The sequence below is a fragment of the Mesorhizobium amorphae genome (assembly GCF_014843845.1).
Taxonomy (GTDB): domain Bacteria; phylum Pseudomonadota; class Alphaproteobacteria; order Rhizobiales; family Rhizobiaceae; genus Mesorhizobium; species Mesorhizobium amorphae_A.
In genome coordinates this window covers 87,732-106,523 of sequence record NZ_JHQS01000061.1, presented here as the reverse complement: position 1 = coordinate 106,523, position 18,792 = coordinate 87,732, and the positions used below count along the sequence as shown (strand labels likewise).

Sequence of the window (18,792 nt, the reverse complement as noted above, 5' to 3'; positions counted from 1 at the left end):
ATAGGGGCGAATGCAGAGCCATAGGCTCAATCGTTGCTGATGCCCGCGCCGGTACCCTGCCAGGCATCGAACCGCTCGAAAGCGGCTTTGGCTTTGCCGTGACCAATCAGCGGGCGGCGCTAGGAGCTATGACGAAGGCAGTCACGCGGCCATCTACCGCCATCAACGACACACTAACGGTGAAGAAGAGCCGCCTAGGATGGACTTTAATCAAGGAGACTGAATGATGCTGCCGGGGATTATGGGAATTGCGGGATTTGTGAGCGCGCCCGCTATCACGTTGGTTGATACCGTAGGGCCTTCGGCATTCGGGACTTCACACACATTTAATGGAGTAAAGTTTGGCCCCGAATATTCCGGTAGATCGCTCTTAGTTTATATTTTTGGTCAAACCAAAGCGTCAGCAGCAAATCCTGTTACTGTATCTATCACTAGTTGGACAGTGGGAGGCGTGTCTAACCTTGGGGGCGGTGCCAATGGTTTCTTCTTCCGACACGGTGGCGCAGGAAGCACAGTCTTCGCTGGTGTTCTGTCCGCTGGATTTCAACCCGCAGGAGCAAGCGGCACGGTTACTTTCACTACACAAATTAGCACGCAATGCTCAATTGTGGTTATCTCCACGCCAGATCTAACAACTCAGTTGGGTGATGTCGACGGCGGCAATGCGGTTGCAACGTCAACAAATACATCGATTGATGTATTGTCACTGAGTACAGTGACATCAGGCGGAATTGTGAATGATAGCGGGATAACTACATCGTTCACAAACATTACAAAGCGGACGTCATTCGAGCATGTAGCAGGTTACCAATGTGCTGTAGCTTTTGACTATCCGATTGGACCATTTACGGGTCGCACGTATACGTTTAGTACTTCCGGTTCGGCTAGGGCAATCGCAATTGAGGCCAACAGTTGGCAATAGCGGATGTTAGTAAGGAAATTTGATCGATGACCCTGCAGGAAATCCTGGCTGCGCTCTTGAACCCAAACGGGCATGCGGGCAATACGTACTGTCTCAACCGAGCCCGTTGGGGCCCGTCACTTACAGGCGGCCCATTCAAACTTGGCTTTGTCGTAACAATAGCCGTTGCCAGTCAGATCGGCGCGCAACCGAATGGTATCGGCGCAGGCAGACTTCATGGCAGCTTTGCTGACCTTTTCCCCGTCATGGTTTTCGCCGGACGCACAGATGGATGATGCCTCATCGTACGTTTCGACCGCCCCCTTCAGGTCAAAAGCCATTGAGGGCAGGGAATATACCGCAAAAACTGCGGCTATCAGGACGGTTTTCATCGGGTTCCTCTTCGCATTACATACAACATGGTGATTTACCTTGGCAAATGTCAACTCCATCACGCCATCGGCTAGGCCGAAGGTAGACATTCCCGGGCCGCTTTCGGAGCGCGCTGCACTACAGTCCAATCTGGCGGATGTCTCCTATGCCGCACCAAGAGGCATGGCAGCGCTGGTTGACCGAACAGACCAAAATCTGGCGGGCGTTAGCTATAATATGGGGGCTCACAGACCCAACAAGCCAAGCCAGGATGTTGTTGACACCATTCGCAGCGCCGTCCGTGACACCCTGGGGCCGGGCTACACCGTCAGCGTGACATCCGGGACGGAAGACCCCGGCAAGCAATTCGGATCCAATCGTCACAAGACAGGGCTGGCGGCCGACGTTTCGATTATTGATCCCTCGGGGAGGAAGCTAAACGCTTTTAAAGACAAGCAGGCCATGCTTGACGTCGCGCAGGCCGCCGCCGCCAAAGGCATTATAGGGATAGGTCTCGGCACCAATTACATGGGCGGCATCGCCATGCATTTGGACAAGTTTGTCGCGGGGCCAAATCAAGCGAACCAGTGGAAAAACATCGCGGCCCCGAATGCCGGCCTACTGAATAATGCGCGCATGTTCAAGGAAATGCCGGCTTCGTTCTATAGCAAATCACTGCCGGCTTCTATGTCGCCGCCGCCCTCGCGGGGGCTGTCTCCGTTCAACGCCGCACCGGTCGGGAAAGTCACGCGCTCCCCTCTCGGCCCTGTATCCCTGGCACCAGACAGGGCGATGCCAAGCGGGCCGATATCGATCGGCAATCTGGGTTCTCTGCCTCCTGATCGGGCTATGCCAAGCGGACCGGTGAAGGCAGCCCCATCGCTTGCTCCTGATCGGGCAATGCCGACTGGGCCAATGAGCCTTGCCAATCTGGCGGCGCCATCCGCGCCCAAAGTATCGGTTCCGTCCTCTGCCGTCACAGGTATGCTTTCTTCGACGCTGACAGCCGCTCCACAGTCCTTTACGCCACAGGCCGCGCCACTCGCTCCCCCAACCATCGGTATGCCCGCCACGCCACGCCCAGCGCTGGCTCCTGTGCCTGCCACTGTCCCGGCTGTAGTTTCCCCACCAAGGGCCATTCCTGCCGCTGTGGCGCCCGCTGTGAGCCGGCAGAGCCTTGCCCCGGCTCGTCCAGCCCTGTCTCCTGCGGATGTCTATGGTGGCACCGTAGGAACGGCCCAGACCTCAACGCCAGGAACGACCGTTTCACGGGCAACATCCTACGGCCCGACCTACACCACGAACAAATTCGGCGCGGTTACGGCAACGGCTCCGGATGGAACGCAGATGGCGGCATGGGGCGGCGTTCCATCTTCGAAGCCAGCCATTTCGGGGCCTCTCGGGCAGACCGGCATTTCGACACAGGCCCCGACTACGGGCGGCATGTTCGGTCCCAAGGCAAAATCAGCCACGGGAATGGTCACAGGTGCTGCGATCGGCGGCTATGCGCTTGGACCTCTCGGGGCGATGCTTGGCGGTCTGATCGGCAAGAACGTCGCGGCAGGTAAGCCAGCTCTCTCGGGGCTTCTTGGCGGCAACAACATCTCTGTCGGAACGCACATTGTCGATACCTTCGAAGGGCCAATGAGGGTGGCTAATGCGGTGGGCGGAATGGGGTTTCCTGGCAAGCCATCAGGCCCGGCGCCAGGCGGTGTGGCCTCTGGAATGAGGGGGCTGTCCCCCGGCGCGGCAAACGCCATCGATCACGGCGTTGGCGGTTTGTACTAGAAACGAAGGGCCTTGCGCATGACGCCAGTGTTCGAATGGCTCAACACCTTCTCCGAGGAGGTTGTGAATGGCTTTGCTCGCAGGCCGGATCCGGACAGTTCCATATCCAAGGCACTCTTCGTGGATCGCATGGCGCAAGCCCGCAATGAGGAAGAGGGACCAACACTTGAAACCATCTTCTGTTACCTCGCGGCCTCGCATGGACTACATGCAGCGGCAGAAAGGGCCCGTGCCTTGAATGACCACGAATGGGCTCTGGAACTTCACGAACTGGGCCAGATCTACGCCAACTATGCAGTCGGCGATCTAGGCAAGGTAGTGGACAAGAGCCTGGCTCTATCTGCTGCTGCCGAAGCTACAGACGGCACGGTGCACTGAATGGCTGTAGTCCCGATGCACAAAAAGCCGAACACCAATGTCGCAAAACCATACGAGCCGACTGAGCGAGAGCTGGCTGTTCAGAAGGCCTATCGAAAGCGTACCCATCAAGCGCGGCCAACGCCGACAATGGCGGTCGCTATGAGTAAGAACGACGGCAAAACCGTTGCCTCCATTTCGATCAATCACCCAGATCCGAAATTGGGCTTTGAATTGCTGTCCGAGTCCCTTGCGGCAGACAGCGAGGCATTTCTGACTGGCACCCTCGATGCTTTGGGCATGGTGGCGCAGCGCGGGGGCACGGTCAGCGAGCAGAATATGAACTACGCCTTGTCGATGGTTGCCGGCATGAAACCGAGAGACCAGCTAGAGACAACCCTGGCTGTCCAGATGGCCGCAATTCACATCGCTACCGTCAATACGGCCGCGAGCATGGGCGGGGCCAAAACCGAGGTAGTGAAGGAAGGATACGAGAGGGCACTTAACCGGCTCACCCGGACATTTGTGGCTCAGGTTGAGGCCTTGAAGCGCTATCGCAGCAAGGGCGAGCAGCGGGTGGTTGTCGAGCGCGTGACGGTCGAGAGAGGCGGCCAAGCTATCGTCGGAACTGTGGCCCAAGGGGGTGGGGAAGCGGGCGGGAATGGCTGATAATCCCATGGACAGGGCGCACGCCGCCCCCCGATGCCAAGCCACGAGCAAGCGAACTGGTGTCGGGTGCAAAGCGCCGGCAGAGCGAGGCAAACGGGTTTGCCGCTTTCATGGGGCCCGAGCTGGTGCGCCAAGAGGACCGGCGCACGGCCTCTACCGACATGGGCGGTTCACCTGTGAAGCCATCACGGCAAGGCGGACTCTGTCCTTGCTGCTGGTGGTGGCCAGGGAGACGATTGCGGATGTTTGAGGTGCGTTCGAAAAGGTTTTTCGCATGTGTATCTGCAGAAAGTTTCTGGCCGCCTTCTTTCCTCTGCAAGGCCACCATGCAGGCAGCTTTCGGCCGTCGGCCGATCAAGCGAGGGCTCTGGCTGCAGCGAACTCCAATACGGCCAAGGCGTTCGTGGCGCACACCTACAGCTGACTACCGCTGATAAATCGAGCACCGGCGGCCTGGGCCTACATCATTCTTGACGAGATTTAGAGATCAGGAGCACATTGAGCGCGCCGACCGAGAGCTGGCAGGCCCGGCCGGGATCGCGTGTGCGATAAAACCTCGAGCAGCATGGAGACTGACGGGAGGAAGAAATGAGCAGGGTCAAGGACGTTTGCGATCGAGCACGATCGCTATGGCTGCGGGTGGTGCGATCGACCCACCCTGTCGACGATGTCGAGAACAACGGGCTATATCGGCTGATCGACGGCAAAAACAAGGATAACACCGGCACCAACTTCGAGGCGTCCCGCTTCGACATCGAGACCCGTCTATCGCGGTGGGAGAGCTACAAGCCGCCGAACCGTAACTGAAAGGACATGGTGGCAAGCCAAGCCACTGCATTTTCCCAAGCACAATGTGTCGGTCTGGTTCGATGGCTCGCAGATGGTCGGGCTCGAGCACTGGGGCTTTCGCGAGCCGAAATGGTGCATACGTCTGCCGCCGGCCAATTGGAAGCGCATGCCGGCCGGCTACAGGGCCGCGGCAGAGCGCGCCTGGCAGGAATGGCGGGCAAAGCAGCGGACAGCGGGAACGCGCGCTGGCGGGCGGGGGAAGGCTAATCCCTCAAGTCTTCCGACTTAGGCAAGGTCCGGCGCTTCGCCAAATTTCGCCTTCAGCTTTGCGATCGCCTGGACGTCTTTCGCTTCCCATATGATTGTGCGCGTGTGCTCCACTGTCGAATAGATCGACGACAGGTAATCGCGGACTTTCACGGTCTGAACGGCATCATGTGGCCGCGGATGTTCGGCAAGATTGAAGTCCGTCTTCTCCGATCCGGTCACCCAGCCTTTTGGAGTGAGGTGGTATTCGGTCCATTCGTTGCTCGCCGACATTTTCAAAACTCCGGGAAATGGAAAGCGAAGAGGCGCTAAGAAACCCATACTTCAGCATCGCCGCGTGCGCCGGCATGCGCAAGCGGGCTCACCGAAGGCAACAAGCAAGCGCTATTGGTCGCTTCGGGCTGCTGGCTGCATGATATCCAGAGGCATTACAAATTCGAACTCATCCAGGCTGCGCTCAAAGTCGCCGTTGAAGTCTCGAACGACCAAATCTTTGCCCACAAAGACAATCTGATGTGCCTCCTCCTCCGGGTCGAGAGCCCACCAGTAGCCCTCGTGCACGGTTGCTGGATCGACCGCACCCTCCGTCGGCCAGCGGGTGGTATCAAGATGTTGCAGTAGCTCGAATTCGATGAGGTCAAAGGGGTCGGAATCGCCAACGCGAGCCATTTGGCCAAATGAATAAGAACCTACGTCGATGATCTCGGGACGGTCGTCGTCCTGCCGAATGCTGATAGCCCACCAGTAGCCGTTTTGCGTCCGCATGACTTTTCTCCAATGACATTCTTGAGGCCGCAAACGCCCATTCGCGGGCAGGCGAGCCAGGTTGATGCTTGGGAGTTGTGTTGGGCAGCCGTGCTGCTCGTTGTCTACGACGTAAGGGCTCCCCCATCGTCGGTTATCTCGCGGCTAGCCAAGGTGCCCGGCGCCGGTTCTTCTCGGGCACGAGACAAAAGTTATATGAGCCCGTTGGGCAGTCAAGAGAGCGGGTCAAGGCTAGTTGTCGCTTCGCTCTACAGCCTTCATCCACCGGCAAACCTGCCCAGTCCTGCCCACTCCACCCGAGTCCATGATCACAGAGATGCAGCCGAAGTTAGACTCGCAGTTCTGGACGTCGCTCAATATCTGTTGGCAGGTCTCGATCGGGACGGTGGTAAAATCGACCGTAGGCCGCTCTACGACAATGTACCCAGGTGCATTCTCATCTAACCAGTTTTGGAGGCCGAGCCCTTTTTTGTAGAACGAGTAGAAAGACCACTCACTCATATTCTCTTTGGGCTTTGTGCCAAGCATTGAAATAATGACGCGGCATGCCGGAGGCAGGCCGTGAAGCCAATCGACAATCTGCTGATCGGACACCTTTGCGTGGGCAGACGCGTCATTCCCTGTTCGACCTGGTCGGGCAGCCGTACAAAACCTTGCACCGCCGTGGACGGGCGGGAGTTGCCAGTGACGAAGCCGAAATGGCCTACTCATGTTGTAGATTGGTCCCTCAAGCAGTGGCCCTCCGCCAGATATGGCCATACTTGGATCCTTCGCGAGGGCCAACAACAAAGCCTAGGTCACGAGCGATGCCCAAAATTTCCGGTCGCGAGTAAACCCTTTTGCCGAGCAAATGATTGCATTTCTTCAGGGAATGAAGAACGTCATAGGCCGATGCGCCATCCTCCGGATTTTGAGACCGGAGCCGTTCTTCGATGTGCCGACCCATAAACTCCCACTCGGCTTTGCTATATCCCTTCATTTTAGACGTCCCTCCCATCCTCTCGAAAAATCAGGATCTTGACGTTGGCGATTGCTGTCAAGCGTACGCGCGAGGCCTCAGGGAATTCGCGCGCAGAACGCGCGCTGGCGGGGCTCTAGGCGTGAAGGAAAGGCACCGAATTTGCGACTGCATCATCACATCAGGAAGAGGAGGTCAAATGATGCGTCAAGATGGAACAACAGCGCGAAAAGCAGCAACACGGTACGTGCCGGAATGGCGCTTCAACAAGAGAACGTTTGAGGTTCCGTACCTCATGAAGCTCGGCAACATTGGCCGCCAGGAAGCGCTGGCTTTGATCGCTAGGCATAGTGGGGACAGAGACGAAATCACTGCCGAGCTGTTTTCGCGGAGAGGTCGGTCACAATAGCGGCCCGGCGACCGTAGCAGGGTAGGCCAAGGCAGCCGGGCCTAACCGGCGGGGCTCAGTGGCGGCGCCGGCTGGGGCCGAATTATAGGCCTCTTCATGCATCATTGCTAATTTAGTAAAATGCGCCATGTTTCCGGCCATCGAACAGACCTGCCCTGAGTTGAATCCGTGCGTAAGCGAGTGAGTGCTGGCATTGGCCGGCTGGAATTTATCGAGCCTCTGATGCCGACCTTGGTGGAGAAGCCTCCCGAGGGCGATGGCTGGATTCACGAAGTCAAGTTTGATGGCTACCGTTCCCAGATCGTCAGGGATGCCGACGGCGTTCGCATCTTCACCCGCCGCGGCCTCGACTGGACATCGAAATACCGTGACCTCGCTAAGGCGGCCGGCGAGCTAGAGATCGAGACCGCCATCATTGACGGCGAGATTGTCGTTCTGAACGATGCCGGCCTGTCCGACTTCGGCGAGTTGCGCAAGGCAATCACCCGGCGCCAGCACGACCTCTATTTCGTCGCCTTCGACCTTCTGCACCTCAACGGCCACGACCTACGCGACATGCCTCTAGAAGACCGTCGCGAGATCCTGGCCGAGATGATCCCGGAAGGTGGCCGCATCCAGTTCAGCCAGGCGCTTCCGGGCGATGCCAAGGCGATCTTCCATCTGGTCGAACAGGCCGGGCTCGAGGGGATGGTTTCCAAGCGCAAGGACAGCAAGTACCGAAGCGGCAACTCCACAGCCTGGCTGAAGACGAAGGCTTACAGCATCGACGAATATGACCTGCTCGGCGTCGAGCGCGAGGCGGGCAAGCCTGCTTTCGCTCTCATGGCCGAGCGCGGCACCGGGCGCTATGTCGGATCGGCCTTCATCAACTCAAGCCGCGCGATCCGCGAACGCCTCTGGCAGCGCGTCCAGGCACATGCAGGGCCACCGCCGAAGGGCATGAGGCGGCCGGCGACGCAGTGGGTCAAGCCAGGTCTGATTGGCCGCGTAAAGCACCTGCGGGGCGAGGATGATCTGCGGCATGCCTCGCTGCAGGATTTCAGGGAAGAGTGAGACCAGGCCGGCGCTCACGAAATCGTCAAAACCGGACAATTGAACCCTCTTGAACTCGCCATCGGACGCATTATGAATCGCTAAAGTCACCATTCTGTTTCCAGCCCTTAGATGGGAGGTTGCACCATGGATAAGCTGGGTGTTTCGGTATCCGCGTTCGACTGCGATATCCTTGCGCTACCCATCCGTAGGAAGCCGCACCGGCCCTGTCCCGTTCGTCTGGATGAACGGTGGGTCTTTCCCGGTGACTTCCCGTACCGTCTTCAACAGCGCCTCATGCAAGGTCCGCGTTGAGCGGAAGTGATCGCACGTTGGCGATATCAGCGGACCGACGATGGCCTTATGTAGCCCTTCCGCCGCCACCAAAAAGTGCTCTATCTCAGCTTGTGAAAGCTGTTTGGATTTGATCCGTCTGCCCATAGCGACCTCCGTTGGAGAATCGCCCCACTTAGGATCATAATCCTATTTCTGAAAGCCTGACTGGGATTGGCGATGGCCGGAGCCGTCAGTAGACACTGGCTTAGTACGCGATATTGTTTGTGTGCATACGATTTTGCGAGTCGATTATTTCGCAATACTTCGCAAAACCGAAAAAAGATTGCGCGCGCAACTTGGAAAAAGTCCCGCTGAAGCATATATCCTGACTGTTTCCGAGATTCGTCTGGAAATAGAGCGGCCCGGAGGTGTTAGCGCACCGCCGGGCCTGATTTTACCACCTCGCGGTGGGGTGTCGCGAACACTTGGGCAGTAGATGGACATCCTCCCCCATCGTGTCAAGGGGTATCGTGGCACCCACCGCATGTACCAGGCCCAAGGAGGGCCGCACATGCAGCAGCACTTCGACCTCATCCCCCATACCGCTCAGGGCACTATCATCTACCTTCGCCCTGCTGACGGGTACATCAACGCCACCGCTATGTGCCAGGCGGCAGGAAAGCAGTTCAAGCACTACAACGAGAACCGTACCACTAGGGACTTTCTGGACGCGCTTGCGAGCGTGGTCGGAATTCCGACCACGAAACTGGTCCAGTCCATCAGTGGTGGCGATGCTCGGCTTCAAGGCACATGGGTTCACCCTCAGGTCGCCATCCATCTCGCTCAATGGTGTTCCGCTGAATTCGCCGTAAAGGTGAGCCAGTGGGTCTATGACTGGATGTCTGGCAAGGGAGCGCCTGCGAAGGCCGAACTGCCCTATCACATCCGGCGTTATACGGCGAACCAGCACAATGTCCCGGTCGGGCACTTTTCTATCCTGTCCGAACTGACGCTTGCGCTGATCGGCCCGATGGAGATCATGGGCTACACGCTTCCGGAGCACATGGTCCCGGACATCTCTCACGGTTTGATGTTCTGCAAATGGCTTCGGGACAAACACGGCATCGACACCGATGCACTGCCGACCTATTGGCATTTGTATGAAGACGGCCGGCGGGTGCGAGCCAAGGCTTATCCGGAAAGCCTTCTGGCCGAATGGCGCAAGCACTTCCGAGAGGAATGGCTGCCGAACAAGGCGGTGACATACTTCACAGGTCGAGATAGCGCTGCATTGCCTTACCTGCCGCGCCTGCTTCCGAAGGCCGGCGTCAAGCTTCCTAAGTCGGGCGGCAGAGCCGCCTAAGCTATTTCTCCGCCGCCTTTGGATTTTTCCTTGGGCGGCGGCCACTTCGCCAGCTTTTCGACACGCAGTCTGGTTCGTATTCCAGACTGGCGGACGACGCCGCCAGGTTGGCCTTACGCGCTTCCGTCGGTTTCGCTCTCCTCGTCGATCCTTCGCACCGGCAAATAGGCGTTGGTCTCCAGCCACTCGCGCAGCACGATCTGAATGAGGTCGGACCGGCCGATGTTCATCTCGGCAGCTATAGAGTCCAGCGCGTCTGCAACCATCGGGTCCAGCGGCACGCCAGCGACGTTCCGGAGCATCAATGCCGCGCGACGGAGGATGATCTGAAGATCCGCGCGCGACATGTCCGCGATGCGGTCGGCGGCGTTTTCAAGCTCTTCGGCAATAGACCGGCGTGTCATACCCCGACAGTTCCCCGCAGCGAATGAAAACGCAAGCTTCGCAGACGCCCGCCAGGACGCGCGTGGCGCATTGCCGCTGTAGGAGAGCGGCGAGCAGAAACGCGCTCTTGGTGGGGCTATTAGCGGCCCAGCGGTCAAGGCGGGGCTTGCCACCAGCAGTCCGCCGCGTGCCCCCACGCGACGGACCTCTGATGGGAGCGGCTACATCCCTAAGGAATCGACCGCTTGTGTTTGTATTGTGAACTGCGGGTCGCGTTAGCCTATGGTGTGATCGCGGAAGCCCGAGGAGATCGGCGACCAAGTGCGGCAGCGACACGGCGCCGAGCCTATGGCTCGCTACAGGGCCAATCTTCAGGCCTCGTCAAGCCAGAAGGCAACTCGGTCCGGGCGTCTCCGCAAGCCATGTTGAGCTGCCACTGGGATAGACCCGCCGAATTGGAAAGATCGAGGCCCTCGATACGGGTCAGAAAGAAAAAAGCGCGGTCAAAGTCTATCGGCGCGGTGAACGTCGCTCCTCGGAAGTCCGCCCGCGCGAGATTGGCAAACGAAAAGCGGCTGCCGCTGATATCGGCGTCATGGAACTGCGCTCGCCCCAATTCCGCCTTTGTGAAATCAACATTGGTCAGATTGGCGTCCTGGAAATTCGAGCGCTGCACTTCCGCGCTCGTAAACACAGCGCCCTGCGCGTCCATATGGCTGAAGTCGGTCCTGTAGGCCTCGATTTTGTCGAACCGGGCGCCTTTGGCGGTCGAGTCGGCCAGGGAAGCACGCACAAGCGTTGCCTTCTCAAAATTTGCCGCAAGGAGATTGCTGTTCCTGAGGTCGGTCGAAGTGAAATCAACACCGATCAGGTTCGCCCCGCTCAGGTCCTGTCCTTTTAGGATGAGAAGCTTTTTGTCACAGTCCTGCCAATTGACGCCAGGCGTCGCGGCTGCGTCGCAATTTTGAGCGGCAGCGGCGTTCTGCCAAGCAAATACAATGCAAACCGCTAGAACCAAGCCGGATGTGCCGTAAGCTCTGGTTCGTCTCAAAGTCATTGTTGCTGGACCTCTGCTACTCGCCGACAATCAACCTTACCACATCTGCTGACACTCGAAAGCGACGGCATTTTGCCCGCTAATCCCGCTAGTCCCCACCGCCAAATGAAAAGCCCGCCACCAGCGGCAGCGGGCCATCTCACGGCTTCCGCAGCCTCACCCCGGCGCCGCCGCCGTTCTCGGGAATGAGCATAACTCCGGAGTCCTCAATCGCCTTGACCAAAGCGGCCAGGTTGTTTGCGACTGGAACCGAGCGCCCTGCCTCGAAATTCCGGACAGTAGAAAGGCCAACCCTCGCCGCTTTGGCGAGTTCCTCCTGAGAGATATTGGCGAGACCGCGCGCCGCTCGACATTGATCCGGTGTCATAGTCATTTCCCCAACGAATTTGGGGCACCATAACGAATTTCGTTTGACTTATCCAGAAGCAACGATTATCGTTCATGTTAACGGTAAACGTTGTCGATCGGAAGTATCCGAAATGACCGCTCTGCTTTCCTTGGACCTGACTCCCGCTATCGGTGCTTTCGATGCCCGCATCTCGGACGCGTGGCGCATTTCCAGCCAGGAAGTGGGCGCGGCGATCAGCTTCGTGAATCAGTATCAGCGCGTCATCGCCGAGCGCGACGAGATGCTGACGCCGGCGATCCGCCTGCATGGCGCGACCTATGTCGACGTCTGCGAAAAGCGCCTGCCGTGGGCTCTGTCGGTCTACCTCGGGCATGTGCGTCGCATCAGCGATGCCGAAGCCGAAATGGAGGCTCGCGGCATGGCGTTCGCCAAGTCGTCTTACGCATGGGGCGAGTAGGAGCGCCCTCACTGACCCTCTAACTCTTGGGAGACATACAATGCCGAACACACCAGTTCGGGCAGCCGCCGAAGGCATGTCCAACAATCCCCGCAATCCACATCGCTTGGCCTTCTTTCGTAAGATGCAGATGCCCTGGCATGTGTGTGCGGAAAGCGAGCCCGCAACGCCAAACGAAGCACAGGAGAGTTTCATGAATCAACACGTCAACCGCCGCGCCCTTCTCGCGGCTACAACGGTCGCCGCCGCCGGGATCGCCGCAGCAACGCCGAAGGCGCATGCCAGATTTGACGACACGGCCGAAGTGAAGGCGCTCATCAAGGCTCACCGCGTCGCAGAGATCGCGTTCGACAAGGCGCTGATTGTCGATGGCGACATGGAGCAGGCCTATTTCAATGCGCACCCGGAAAAGGAATTGCTAGTGCCGCTCTCGATCGGAGGCGCCCAATCGTTCTATATCCGCTTTGATCTGGACCACTACGCGGCCGATTGTGCGAAAGAGATTTCGGCGCGGTACGAGGCAAAGCGGCGGGGCCTCCATGAATTGCGGGCGATATCTCCCGATTTGGCGGACCAAGCTGTGGAAGTTTTCAACCGGGGCGAGGAAACCGACATCGCTACGCTTGTGACCATGCTCAAGGCTGAGAAGAGCAAGCGCAACGCCTTCGGGTGGGGCAAGGCGCACCGTGCCTATGACGCGACCAGCAACGCCGTGCGCCGCGCTCTCGATACGCTCGTTGCCCACCGCTGTACGTCGCCAGCGGCCAACCGGGCTCGGGCAAAGTACTTACTCAAGGCGACAGGAGGCAGGTTTGCCGAACTCGAGCCTTATCAGGTGAAGGCACTCCTGAATTCGCTACGAGCGGTCGACTGACCTCGGTCCTATTTCGACCCGATCTAGCCCGCTGCCGCTGGTGGCGGGCTTCTTATTGCCCTGCTACTACCAGAAGGCCGAGCGACGGATCACAGTTTGGGATTGCGAATTAGCTTCTTGGGACGGCCGTTCGGCTTTTTCGCTGCGGCTTTTCTCTCAGATTCCCACTTGGCTCGCATCTCTGCCCGGTGGTGCTCCAGCCGCCGCACCCCCTCCAGCAGATCTTTCTCTCCATGGCCCTCTTGGAGAGTTTGTCTCAACAAGCGGCCGGCTGCTAATCGAAGCGCGCCCTCAACGATATCCTCTATTGCGTCCGCCCTCTCGTCATAAGGTAGGCCATGGTCGCGAAGTCGCGGGTCGTGGAAATCGAGCACGTCTTTGACATCGTCCTGATCCGGCCATTCGCCACATTTGTCATGAACCGCCTGGGCGCCCTTTACCACGTCAATGCATTGCTGGATGACCGTGTAAGGTTCGCCAGCACCTCGCGACACGCGCATGATGTTCGCGGCTAGCTGCCTGAGCGGCCCGTCAAATTCGTACCGTGCCCGAGCCTTGTTGACCGCCCTCCTGTCATTTTCGACCGCAAGCCGAAGGTGCGGCTCCTTCTCTCCGTCGTTCGCCATGAGCCTCTCCCCTTTGTTGGAAGGATGTGCTTTCACAGAGCGGATCGCAAGCGGTCGAATGACGGAGGTTCCCGATGCAGGGCGATCATATATTTGACGCAACCCAACGGAAAATGAGAAGGCAGAGAAGAAGCCATGGAAGCACTCACTAAGCTGCCGCCAGAATCCACGCCTAAGGCGAAGATCGATACCAAGGCGATGTTGGATGACGCTCGGGGAAGAGACGCAGCATGGCTGACGTTGCTCCTTGCCACTGACCGACAGGCAATAGAACTGTTTCGAATCTATATGACGCTGGGAATAGCAGTCTCTTCTGGCCTTGCAGCTGGACTAGCAAAGCAGGTTTTGGGGCATGAAATATACCCCATTGTCGCGCTTGGTTCGATGCTACTCTGCCTTTTCGCCGCCTGCATCTACTGCTTGAAGGCGATGCGTCCTATCGAGATTTCTTTGCCGGGCAGGACGGGCAAATTCTGGCAATGGGCTATGCGCGACGACATCACGGAACAGGCGGCGCTGTCCGCGTATTTTGATTACGCTCAGACCGCTCAAGACATGAACAGCAAGGTCAACTCGCGAAATTCAAGTGATCTCAATATTGCAAAAAAACTTGGCATCGCGGCGTTCGCGGTCGCCGCGATGATTATGCTGGTAGGGTGGCAGGCGCCCTAACGCTTCTCGTATTTGCCTTGGTCGCCATTCTTGACCGCTGTCTGCTCTGGCGGCGGCGGCGGCGGATCGTCTTTCGGTGGCGGCGGATCGTCCTTCTTTTCGGTCATTTCCCCTCCTTAAGGTTTCTGGAACAGTCAACCAGAACCTAACACGGCCACCCCTTTTAGCAATTGAGTGCGCGAAACATACAATCGCCCGATGCTGGCCTACTCCAAGGATGTCACTGAAAACAATGGCGGAACAGTGGGGCGGCAGACCCTCCACCAGCCTGCGCCGCGTAGGCGAGACGAGAGACGGCAGTCGTAAGCGATGCAGCCTCAAAAGGGCTGGATGAGAGAGCGGAAAGGATTGAGCTTCGGAACGTGTTCCTCCATGAAACTCATGGTATCGAATGCCGCCATCTTGGCGGCTTCGACAGTCGAGAATTTCTCACGCGTGAAATAGGGCGTATCAACAGGCGGCCGAGAAACTACGGCACCCCAGAAGATGCGCTTTCTGAAAACCGTTATCCGATAGCCGTTGGCCCTCAGAACGTGATTGCCTTTCGCGTTGATTTTCCACCCTGCGCGATTTGGGAAACGCCGGCGCCTGGATGAACTGCTCCGCATTTTCTTGTCGCGGGCTTCGGCTCTAGCCAGATCCGATTCCATATGACCAGCGCAAACTGCGCCGCATGCCAACGGGCCGTTGTAGCGGTCGTTTTCCATATAGTGAACGAACCGGATTGCCTGCGACTCGCACATCTCGCAGGTCATTTGAGTTTCGCCGAGGTCTTCAATATTCACACACCGCCACCCCCGGTGCGGGACATTCGGCGATGCCCATTTACCCCTTCCTCCGGCAGGCCCGTGCATAAAATCCTCCGCCAGCTTTCGCGCTCGCTCCGTCTGATTCGCCGCAAGGGGCAGGGATGGAACGGCGACCGACGATGTTGCTCAGAAGCCTTATTCGACCGTTATTTGACGAATTTGGACGCTTAACGATTAAGCTATTGAAATCATTGGTACGCCCAAGGGGAATCGAACCCCTGTTCCCGCCGTGAGAGGGCGGTGTCCTGACCGCTAGACGATGGGCGCGTTCAAGAACCGGCGATATAGGCTGACGGTTGGGAAAAAGCAACTGGGCTTCCGAGGTTTGGTGAAAGCCGCAAAATGACTGTTGCAGGTCTAGCGTTTCGGCTCGATCAGGTCCCATAGATTTCCGTAGAGATCGGCGAACACCGCCACCGTGCCGTAGGGCTCATGGCGCGGCGTTTCGCGGAATTCGACGCCCTTTTCCAGCATCGCCTGATAATCCCTGGCAAAGTCGGAGGTTTCGAGGAACAGAAAGACGCGGCCGCCGGTCTGGTTGCCGATGCGGCTTGCCTGCGCCTCGTCGGACGCTTCGGCCAGCAGCAGCCGCGCGCCATGGCCGTCAGGTGGCGTCACCGTGACCCAGCGCTTGCCACCGCCGAGATCGACATCCTCGGTCAGGACAAAGCCCAGCCGCTCGACATACCAGTCGATCGCCTCGTCGTAGCTCTTGACCACCAGCGCGACGGTCGCCACCCGGCGATGTTCGGCGAACCCGGTCATTTGCTGCGGATCGCAAAGCGGCCAATGATGCGGCGCTCGGCGATGTCATAAACAAAGATAGTGCGGCTGCCGTCGGCAAGCTCGGCATCGATCGAGATGCGGTTGCCGGACAGCGACTGGCTGACCACCTTGGCGCCGACGGGCAGCACGATGTCGCCGCCGACCGGCTCGCCGGCCGGCACCTGGATGTCGCTGGCCAGCGGCGGGCTGGCGGGTGGCGTCTTGCGGGCTTTGTAGACAAGCGCTCCGATCACCACCATAAGGGCGAGCAACAACAGGCCGAGATTGATGGCCATGAAGCGCAAGAGTTTCTTCCGCACGCCTTCGACTTCCGGGTCGAGCGGCTTTTCTTGGTCTTCGTCGGCAATTGGCCTGGCCATGGCAAAAATTCCGGAACTTTCTTTCGATGAGCGCTCATAACGAAGAGGCCCCTGGATTGATAGAGGACCAATTCATAGACGCCGCGCCGACCGTGCTGGAGGCCGGCACTGAGGCGGCCGGCCAGCGCCTCGACCAGTGGCTGGCCGGAATGCTCGGGCCGGATATGTCGCGCAACCGGGTGCAGATGCTGATCAAGCAGGGCGCGGTCAGGATCGGCGGCAAGCCTGTCGACGAGGCCAAGCGCAAGCTGGCCGCCGGCGACCTGGTGTCGGTCGTCATGCCGGATCCGGAGCCGGCTACGCCGCAAGGCGAGGCGATCGCTCTCGACATCCTCTACGAAGACGCCGAGCTGATCGTCATCGACAAGCCGGCCGGGCTGGTCGTCCATCCCGGCGCCGGCAACTGGACCGGCACGCTGGTCAACGCGCTGATCCACCATTGCGGCGACAGCCTGTCCGGCATTGGCGGCGTCAAGCGGCCGGGCATCGTCCACCGCCTGGACAAGGAGACCAGCGGCGTCATGGTCGTCGCCAAGAACGACCGTGCCCACAAGGCGCTGTCGGAGGCCTTTGCCGACCATGGCCGGATCGGCGACCTCCAGCGCGCCTATCTCGCTTTGGTCTGGGGCATCCCGTCGAGGCCGACCGGCAAGGTCGATGCGCCGCTCGGCCGCGCCGCCGACCGCGTGCGCCGCGCCGTGGTGCCGGAAGGCCGCGACGATGCCCGCCACGCCGTCACCCATTTCACCGTCGTCGAGCGCTTCGGCGAAGAGCAGCAGGAGTTTGCGACGGCCAGCCTGGTCGAGTGCCGGCTGGAGACCGGCCGCACCCACCAGATCCGCGTCCACATGGCCCATATCGGCCATCCCGTGGTTGGCGATCCCGATTACGGCCAGGCCTTCCGCACCAAAGCCAACCGTTTGCCCGAGCCGCTACGAAGCGAAGTCAAGGCATTTCCGCGACAGGCACTGCACGCGCGCCTACTTGAATTTCGCCATCCGGCCACCCATCTAACGATGAGGTTCGAGGCGCCGATACCGAGGGACATGGAGGCACTCGTCGGCGGTTTCCGCCAGCTCTGAACCCATCATCAAGACGCTTCAAACCAACCATCAATAAACCTGACTGGCGTTGTTCACTTTGGCGTGACACACTGTTTCGTGTTGAACAAATGCCTGTCTTTTCTGGTTTTGTTCCTATATACACCAGTTGCCGCGAGCGAGCCTTTTTGGTGCTCGCGTCACATGCCCGCCGCGTTTCGGGGGCATCACTCCAATAGAGAGGGGCGCTACCATGGCCCAGTCACTACCCAGTATCGTTTCCGGCGAAGGCGGCCTCAGCCGCTACCTGGAAGAAATCCGCCGCTTTCCGATGCTGCAGCCGCAGGAAGAGTACATGCTCGCCAAGCGCTACGCCGAGCATGAGGACACCACGGCTGCGCACAAGCTCGTCACCAGCCATTTGAGGCTCGTCGCCAAGATCGCCATGGGCTATCGCGGCTACGGCCTGCCGATCGGCGAGGTGATCTCGGAAGGCAATGTCGGCCTGATGCAGGCCGTCAAGAAATTCGAACCGGAGCGCGGCTTCCGGCTCGCCACCTATGCCATGTGGTGGATCAAGGCCTCGATCCAGGAATACATCCTGCGCTCGTGGAGCCTGGTCAAGATGGGCACCACCGCCAACCAGAAGCGCCTGTTCTTCAACCTGCGCAAGGTGAAGGGCAAGATCCAGGCGCTCGATGATGGCGACTTGAAGCCCGATCAGATCGCCGAGATCGCCACCCGCCTCAATGTCTCCGAGGCGGAAGTGGTGTCGATGAACCGCCGCCTGTCGGGCGACGCTTCGCTCAACGCGCCCATCCGGGCGAGCGAAGGTGAGTCCGGCGAATGGCAGGACTGGCTGGTCGACGACCACGAAAGCCAGGAAGAGATGCTGATCGAGCAGGACGAGCTGGAAAACCGGCGCACAATGCTTTCGGGCGCTCTTGCCGTGCTCAACGAGCGCGAGCGGCGCATCTTCGAGGCGCGTCGCCTCGCCGAGGAGCCGCTGACGCTGGAAGAGCTGTCGGCCGAGTTCGACATCAGCCGCGAGCGCGTGCGCCAGATCGAGGTGCGCGCCTTCGAGAAGGTGCAGGACGCGGTCAAGGCCGCCGCCAAGCGCCAGATGCAGGCGCTGCGCACCATCGAGGCGCAGCCGGCGGCGTAAGGCTGCCGCGCATCAAACAATAACAAAACGGCGGCGCCAGGATCTGGCGCCGCCGTTTTTATTTTAGCTCAGCGTCCACGATTGGCGAAGGCGGCGAACCAGCCCTTTCTCCCCGTCACTATACGGGGAGAAATGCCCGGCAGGGCAATGAGGGCAGCGCCAAGTCTGCGAGCAATCGCATTCGGAGAGCCAGCGTGCGATCATGGCCGAACGCCGCGCCGCCCCTTATCCGCCCTTCGGGCACCTTCTCCCGTGAACGGGGAGAAGG

The 18,792-nt window shown here is 59.2% G+C and carries 22 protein-coding genes and 1 tRNA gene; 12 read left to right on the top strand and 11 right to left on the bottom strand.

Annotated elements, in window-relative coordinates:
• Positions 1 to 223 precede the first annotated feature (223 nt).
• Positions 224 to 922: a hypothetical protein gene (locus DH08_RS27025; protein ID WP_192182203.1), complete on the top strand. Its 699-nt coding sequence runs from the start codon at positions 224 to 226 to the stop codon at positions 920 to 922.
• A 116-nt stretch (positions 923 to 1,038) separates the two neighbouring features.
• Here DH08_RS27025 and DH08_RS27020 read toward each other — a convergent pair whose 3' ends face one another.
• Positions 1,039 to 1,293, bottom strand: a complete 255-nt coding sequence (locus tag DH08_RS27020) for a hypothetical protein (RefSeq protein WP_192182201.1) — start codon at positions 1,291 to 1,293, stop codon at positions 1,039 to 1,041.
• A 163-nt stretch (positions 1,294 to 1,456) separates the two neighbouring features.
• On the opposite strand from DH08_RS27020, the gene DH08_RS27015 reads away from it, so the two are divergent.
• The 4 genes from DH08_RS27015 (at position 1,457) to DH08_RS27000 (ending at position 4,894) form a co-directional block, all read left to right on the top strand.
• Positions 1,457 to 3,061: a hypothetical protein gene (locus DH08_RS27015; RefSeq protein ID WP_192182199.1), complete on the top strand. Its 1,605-nt coding sequence runs from the start codon at positions 1,457 to 1,459 to the stop codon at positions 3,059 to 3,061.
• An 18-nt stretch (positions 3,062 to 3,079) separates the two neighbouring features.
• The gene (locus DH08_RS27010; protein ID WP_192182197.1) at positions 3,080 to 3,439 is read left to right on the top strand and encodes a hypothetical protein; all 360 of its coding nucleotides are present in this window, start codon (positions 3,080 to 3,082) and stop codon (positions 3,437 to 3,439) included.
• A gap of 141 nt (positions 3,440 to 3,580) precedes the next feature.
• The gene (locus DH08_RS27005; RefSeq protein WP_192182195.1) at positions 3,581 to 4,087 is read left to right on the top strand and encodes a hypothetical protein; all 507 of its coding nucleotides are present in this window, start codon (positions 3,581 to 3,583) and stop codon (positions 4,085 to 4,087) included.
• A 588-nt stretch (positions 4,088 to 4,675) separates the two neighbouring features.
• A complete protein-coding gene (locus DH08_RS27000) occupies positions 4,676 to 4,894 on the top strand; it encodes a hypothetical protein (protein ID WP_192182193.1) in 219 nt (72 codons plus the stop codon).
• 267 nt (positions 4,895 to 5,161) lie between these two features.
• Here the strand turns inward: DH08_RS27000 and DH08_RS26995 are convergent, their stop codons facing one another.
• Both DH08_RS26995 and DH08_RS26990 read right to left on the bottom strand, forming a co-directional pair.
• Positions 5,162 to 5,416: a hypothetical protein gene (locus DH08_RS26995; RefSeq protein ID WP_192182191.1), complete on the bottom strand. Its 255-nt coding sequence runs from the start codon at positions 5,414 to 5,416 to the stop codon at positions 5,162 to 5,164.
• A 111-nt stretch (positions 5,417 to 5,527) separates the two neighbouring features.
• Complete coding sequence (locus DH08_RS26990; RefSeq protein ID WP_192182189.1) at positions 5,528 to 5,908, bottom strand: hypothetical protein; 381 nt, start codon at positions 5,906 to 5,908, stop codon at positions 5,528 to 5,530.
• A 1,589-nt stretch (positions 5,909 to 7,497) separates the two neighbouring features.
• On the opposite strand from DH08_RS26990, the gene DH08_RS26985 reads away from it, so the two are divergent.
• A complete protein-coding gene (locus DH08_RS26985; protein WP_192182187.1) occupies positions 7,498 to 8,328 on the top strand; it encodes an ATP-dependent DNA ligase in 831 nt (276 codons plus the stop codon).
• Between the two features lie 826 nt (positions 8,329 to 9,154).
• Positions 9,155 to 9,946 carry a KilA-N domain-containing protein gene (locus DH08_RS26980; RefSeq protein WP_192182185.1) on the top strand — a complete coding sequence of 264 codons (792 nt, stop codon included), beginning with the start codon at positions 9,155 to 9,157 and terminating at the stop codon, positions 9,944 to 9,946.
• 113 nt (positions 9,947 to 10,059) lie between these two features.
• On the opposite strand, the gene DH08_RS26975 is transcribed toward DH08_RS26980, so the two are convergent.
• From DH08_RS26975 to DH08_RS26965, 3 genes are all read right to left on the bottom strand, one after another.
• Positions 10,060 to 10,350: a ribbon-helix-helix protein, CopG family gene (locus tag DH08_RS26975; protein WP_192182182.1), complete on the bottom strand. Its 291-nt coding sequence runs from the start codon at positions 10,348 to 10,350 to the stop codon at positions 10,060 to 10,062.
• Positions 10,351 to 10,676: 326 nt separating this feature from the next.
• Positions 10,677 to 11,387, bottom strand: a complete 711-nt coding sequence (locus DH08_RS26970; protein ID WP_192182180.1) for a pentapeptide repeat-containing protein — start codon at positions 11,385 to 11,387, stop codon at positions 10,677 to 10,679.
• A gap of 139 nt (positions 11,388 to 11,526) precedes the next feature.
• Entirely contained in the window at positions 11,527 to 11,754 is a 228-nt protein-coding gene (locus DH08_RS26965) for a helix-turn-helix domain-containing protein (protein ID WP_192182178.1), read from the bottom strand.
• A 112-nt stretch (positions 11,755 to 11,866) separates the two neighbouring features.
• On the opposite strand from DH08_RS26965, the gene DH08_RS26960 reads away from it, so the two are divergent.
• Positions 11,867 to 12,193 (top strand): hypothetical protein, encoded by a 327-nt coding sequence (locus tag DH08_RS26960; protein WP_192182177.1) that lies wholly within the window; start codon positions 11,867 to 11,869, stop codon positions 12,191 to 12,193.
• 40 nt (positions 12,194 to 12,233) lie between these two features.
• Positions 12,234 to 13,067, top strand: coding sequence for a hypothetical protein (locus DH08_RS26955; protein ID WP_192182175.1), 834 nt, complete (start codon positions 12,234 to 12,236; stop codon positions 13,065 to 13,067).
• Positions 13,068 to 13,156: 89 nt separating this feature from the next.
• Here the strand turns inward: DH08_RS26955 and DH08_RS26950 are convergent, their stop codons facing one another.
• A complete protein-coding gene (locus DH08_RS26950; RefSeq protein ID WP_192182173.1) occupies positions 13,157 to 13,693 on the bottom strand; it encodes a hypothetical protein in 537 nt (178 codons plus the stop codon).
• Positions 13,694 to 13,828: 135 nt separating this feature from the next.
• Between DH08_RS26950 and DH08_RS26945 the strand changes: the two genes are divergently transcribed.
• Positions 13,829 to 14,365 (top strand): hypothetical protein, encoded by a 537-nt coding sequence (locus DH08_RS26945; protein ID WP_192182171.1) that lies wholly within the window; start codon positions 13,829 to 13,831, stop codon positions 14,363 to 14,365.
• 317 nt (positions 14,366 to 14,682) lie between these two features.
• On the opposite strand, the gene DH08_RS26940 is transcribed toward DH08_RS26945, so the two are convergent.
• The 4 genes from DH08_RS26940 to DH08_RS26925 all read right to left on the bottom strand — a co-directional run bounded on the left by DH08_RS26940 (position 14,683) and on the right by DH08_RS26925 (position 16,319).
• Positions 14,683 to 15,150 (bottom strand): hypothetical protein, encoded by a 468-nt coding sequence (locus tag DH08_RS26940; RefSeq protein ID WP_192182169.1) that lies wholly within the window; start codon positions 15,148 to 15,150, stop codon positions 14,683 to 14,685.
• Positions 15,151 to 15,366: 216 nt separating this feature from the next.
• Positions 15,367 to 15,441 (bottom strand) — tRNA-Glu (locus DH08_RS26935).
• A gap of 90 nt (positions 15,442 to 15,531) precedes the next feature.
• Positions 15,532 to 15,939: a VOC family protein gene (locus DH08_RS26930; RefSeq protein ID WP_192182167.1), complete on the bottom strand. Its 408-nt coding sequence runs from the start codon at positions 15,937 to 15,939 to the stop codon at positions 15,532 to 15,534.
• Entirely contained in the window at positions 15,936 to 16,319 is a 384-nt protein-coding gene (locus DH08_RS26925) for a fimbrial protein (protein WP_192182164.1), read from the bottom strand. The genes DH08_RS26930 and DH08_RS26925 overlap by 4 nt, the downstream gene beginning before the upstream one ends.
• Positions 16,320 to 16,345: 26 nt before the next feature.
• Here DH08_RS26925 and DH08_RS26920 point away from each other — a divergent pair, with 26 nt between their 5' ends.
• Together DH08_RS26920 and rpoH are read left to right on the top strand one after the other, a co-directional pair.
• Positions 16,346 to 17,401: an RluA family pseudouridine synthase gene (locus tag DH08_RS26920; RefSeq protein WP_192182163.1), complete on the top strand. Its 1,056-nt coding sequence runs from the start codon at positions 16,346 to 16,348 to the stop codon at positions 17,399 to 17,401.
• Between the two features lie 211 nt (positions 17,402 to 17,612).
• Positions 17,613 to 18,524 carry an RNA polymerase sigma factor RpoH gene (gene rpoH / locus DH08_RS26915; RefSeq protein WP_120013471.1) on the top strand — a complete coding sequence of 304 codons (912 nt, stop codon included), beginning with the start codon at positions 17,613 to 17,615 and terminating at the stop codon, positions 18,522 to 18,524.
• Positions 18,525 to 18,792: the final 268 nt, after the last annotated feature.

What these genes read in the sequence shown, in the direction of transcription:
- DH08_RS26945 (WP_192182171.1), top strand. Translation starts at nt 13,829, where the DNA reads ATGGAAGCACTCACTAAGCTGCCGCCAGAATCCACGCCTAAGGCGAAG.
- DH08_RS26920 (WP_192182163.1), top strand. Translation starts at nt 16,346, where the DNA reads ATGAGCGCTCATAACGAAGAGGCCCCTGGATTGATAGAGGACCAATTC.
- DH08_RS26980 (WP_192182185.1), top strand. Translation starts at nt 9,155, where the DNA reads ATGCAGCAGCACTTCGACCTCATCCCCCATACCGCTCAGGGCACTATC.
- DH08_RS27010 (WP_192182197.1), top strand. Translation starts at nt 3,080, where the DNA reads ATGACGCCAGTGTTCGAATGGCTCAACACCTTCTCCGAGGAGGTTGTG.
- DH08_RS27000 (WP_192182193.1), top strand. Translation starts at nt 4,676, where the DNA reads ATGAGCAGGGTCAAGGACGTTTGCGATCGAGCACGATCGCTATGGCTG.
- DH08_RS26970 (WP_192182180.1), bottom strand. Translation starts at nt 11,387, where the DNA reads ATGACTTTGAGACGAACCAGAGCTTACGGCACATCCGGCTTGGTTCTA.
- DH08_RS27005 (WP_192182195.1), top strand. Translation starts at nt 3,581, where the DNA reads ATGAGTAAGAACGACGGCAAAACCGTTGCCTCCATTTCGATCAATCAC.
- DH08_RS26965 (WP_192182178.1), bottom strand. Translation starts at nt 11,754, where the DNA reads ATGACACCGGATCAATGTCGAGCGGCGCGCGGTCTCGCCAATATCTCT.
- DH08_RS26960 (WP_192182177.1), top strand. Translation starts at nt 11,867, where the DNA reads ATGACCGCTCTGCTTTCCTTGGACCTGACTCCCGCTATCGGTGCTTTC.
- DH08_RS26990 (WP_192182189.1), bottom strand. Translation starts at nt 5,908, where the DNA reads ATGCGGACGCAAAACGGCTACTGGTGGGCTATCAGCATTCGGCAGGAC.
- rpoH (WP_120013471.1), top strand. Translation starts at nt 17,613, where the DNA reads ATGGCCCAGTCACTACCCAGTATCGTTTCCGGCGAAGGCGGCCTCAGC.
- DH08_RS26925 (WP_192182164.1), bottom strand. Translation starts at nt 16,319, where the DNA reads ATGGCCAGGCCAATTGCCGACGAAGACCAAGAAAAGCCGCTCGACCCG.
- DH08_RS27015 (WP_192182199.1), top strand. Translation starts at nt 1,457, where the DNA reads ATGGCAGCGCTGGTTGACCGAACAGACCAAAATCTGGCGGGCGTTAGC.
- DH08_RS27025 (WP_192182203.1), top strand. Translation starts at nt 224, where the DNA reads ATGATGCTGCCGGGGATTATGGGAATTGCGGGATTTGTGAGCGCGCCC.
- DH08_RS27020 (WP_192182201.1), bottom strand. Translation starts at nt 1,293, where the DNA reads ATGAAAACCGTCCTGATAGCCGCAGTTTTTGCGGTATATTCCCTGCCC.
- DH08_RS26950 (WP_192182173.1), bottom strand. Translation starts at nt 13,693, where the DNA reads ATGGCGAACGACGGAGAGAAGGAGCCGCACCTTCGGCTTGCGGTCGAA.
- DH08_RS26995 (WP_192182191.1), bottom strand. Translation starts at nt 5,416, where the DNA reads ATGTCGGCGAGCAACGAATGGACCGAATACCACCTCACTCCAAAAGGC.
- DH08_RS26955 (WP_192182175.1), top strand. Translation starts at nt 12,234, where the DNA reads ATGCCGAACACACCAGTTCGGGCAGCCGCCGAAGGCATGTCCAACAAT.
- DH08_RS26985 (WP_192182187.1), top strand. Translation starts at nt 7,498, where the DNA reads ATGCCGACCTTGGTGGAGAAGCCTCCCGAGGGCGATGGCTGGATTCAC.
- DH08_RS26930 (WP_192182167.1), bottom strand. Translation starts at nt 15,939, where the DNA reads ATGACCGGGTTCGCCGAACATCGCCGGGTGGCGACCGTCGCGCTGGTG.
- DH08_RS26975 (WP_192182182.1), bottom strand. Translation starts at nt 10,350, where the DNA reads ATGACACGCCGGTCTATTGCCGAAGAGCTTGAAAACGCCGCCGACCGC.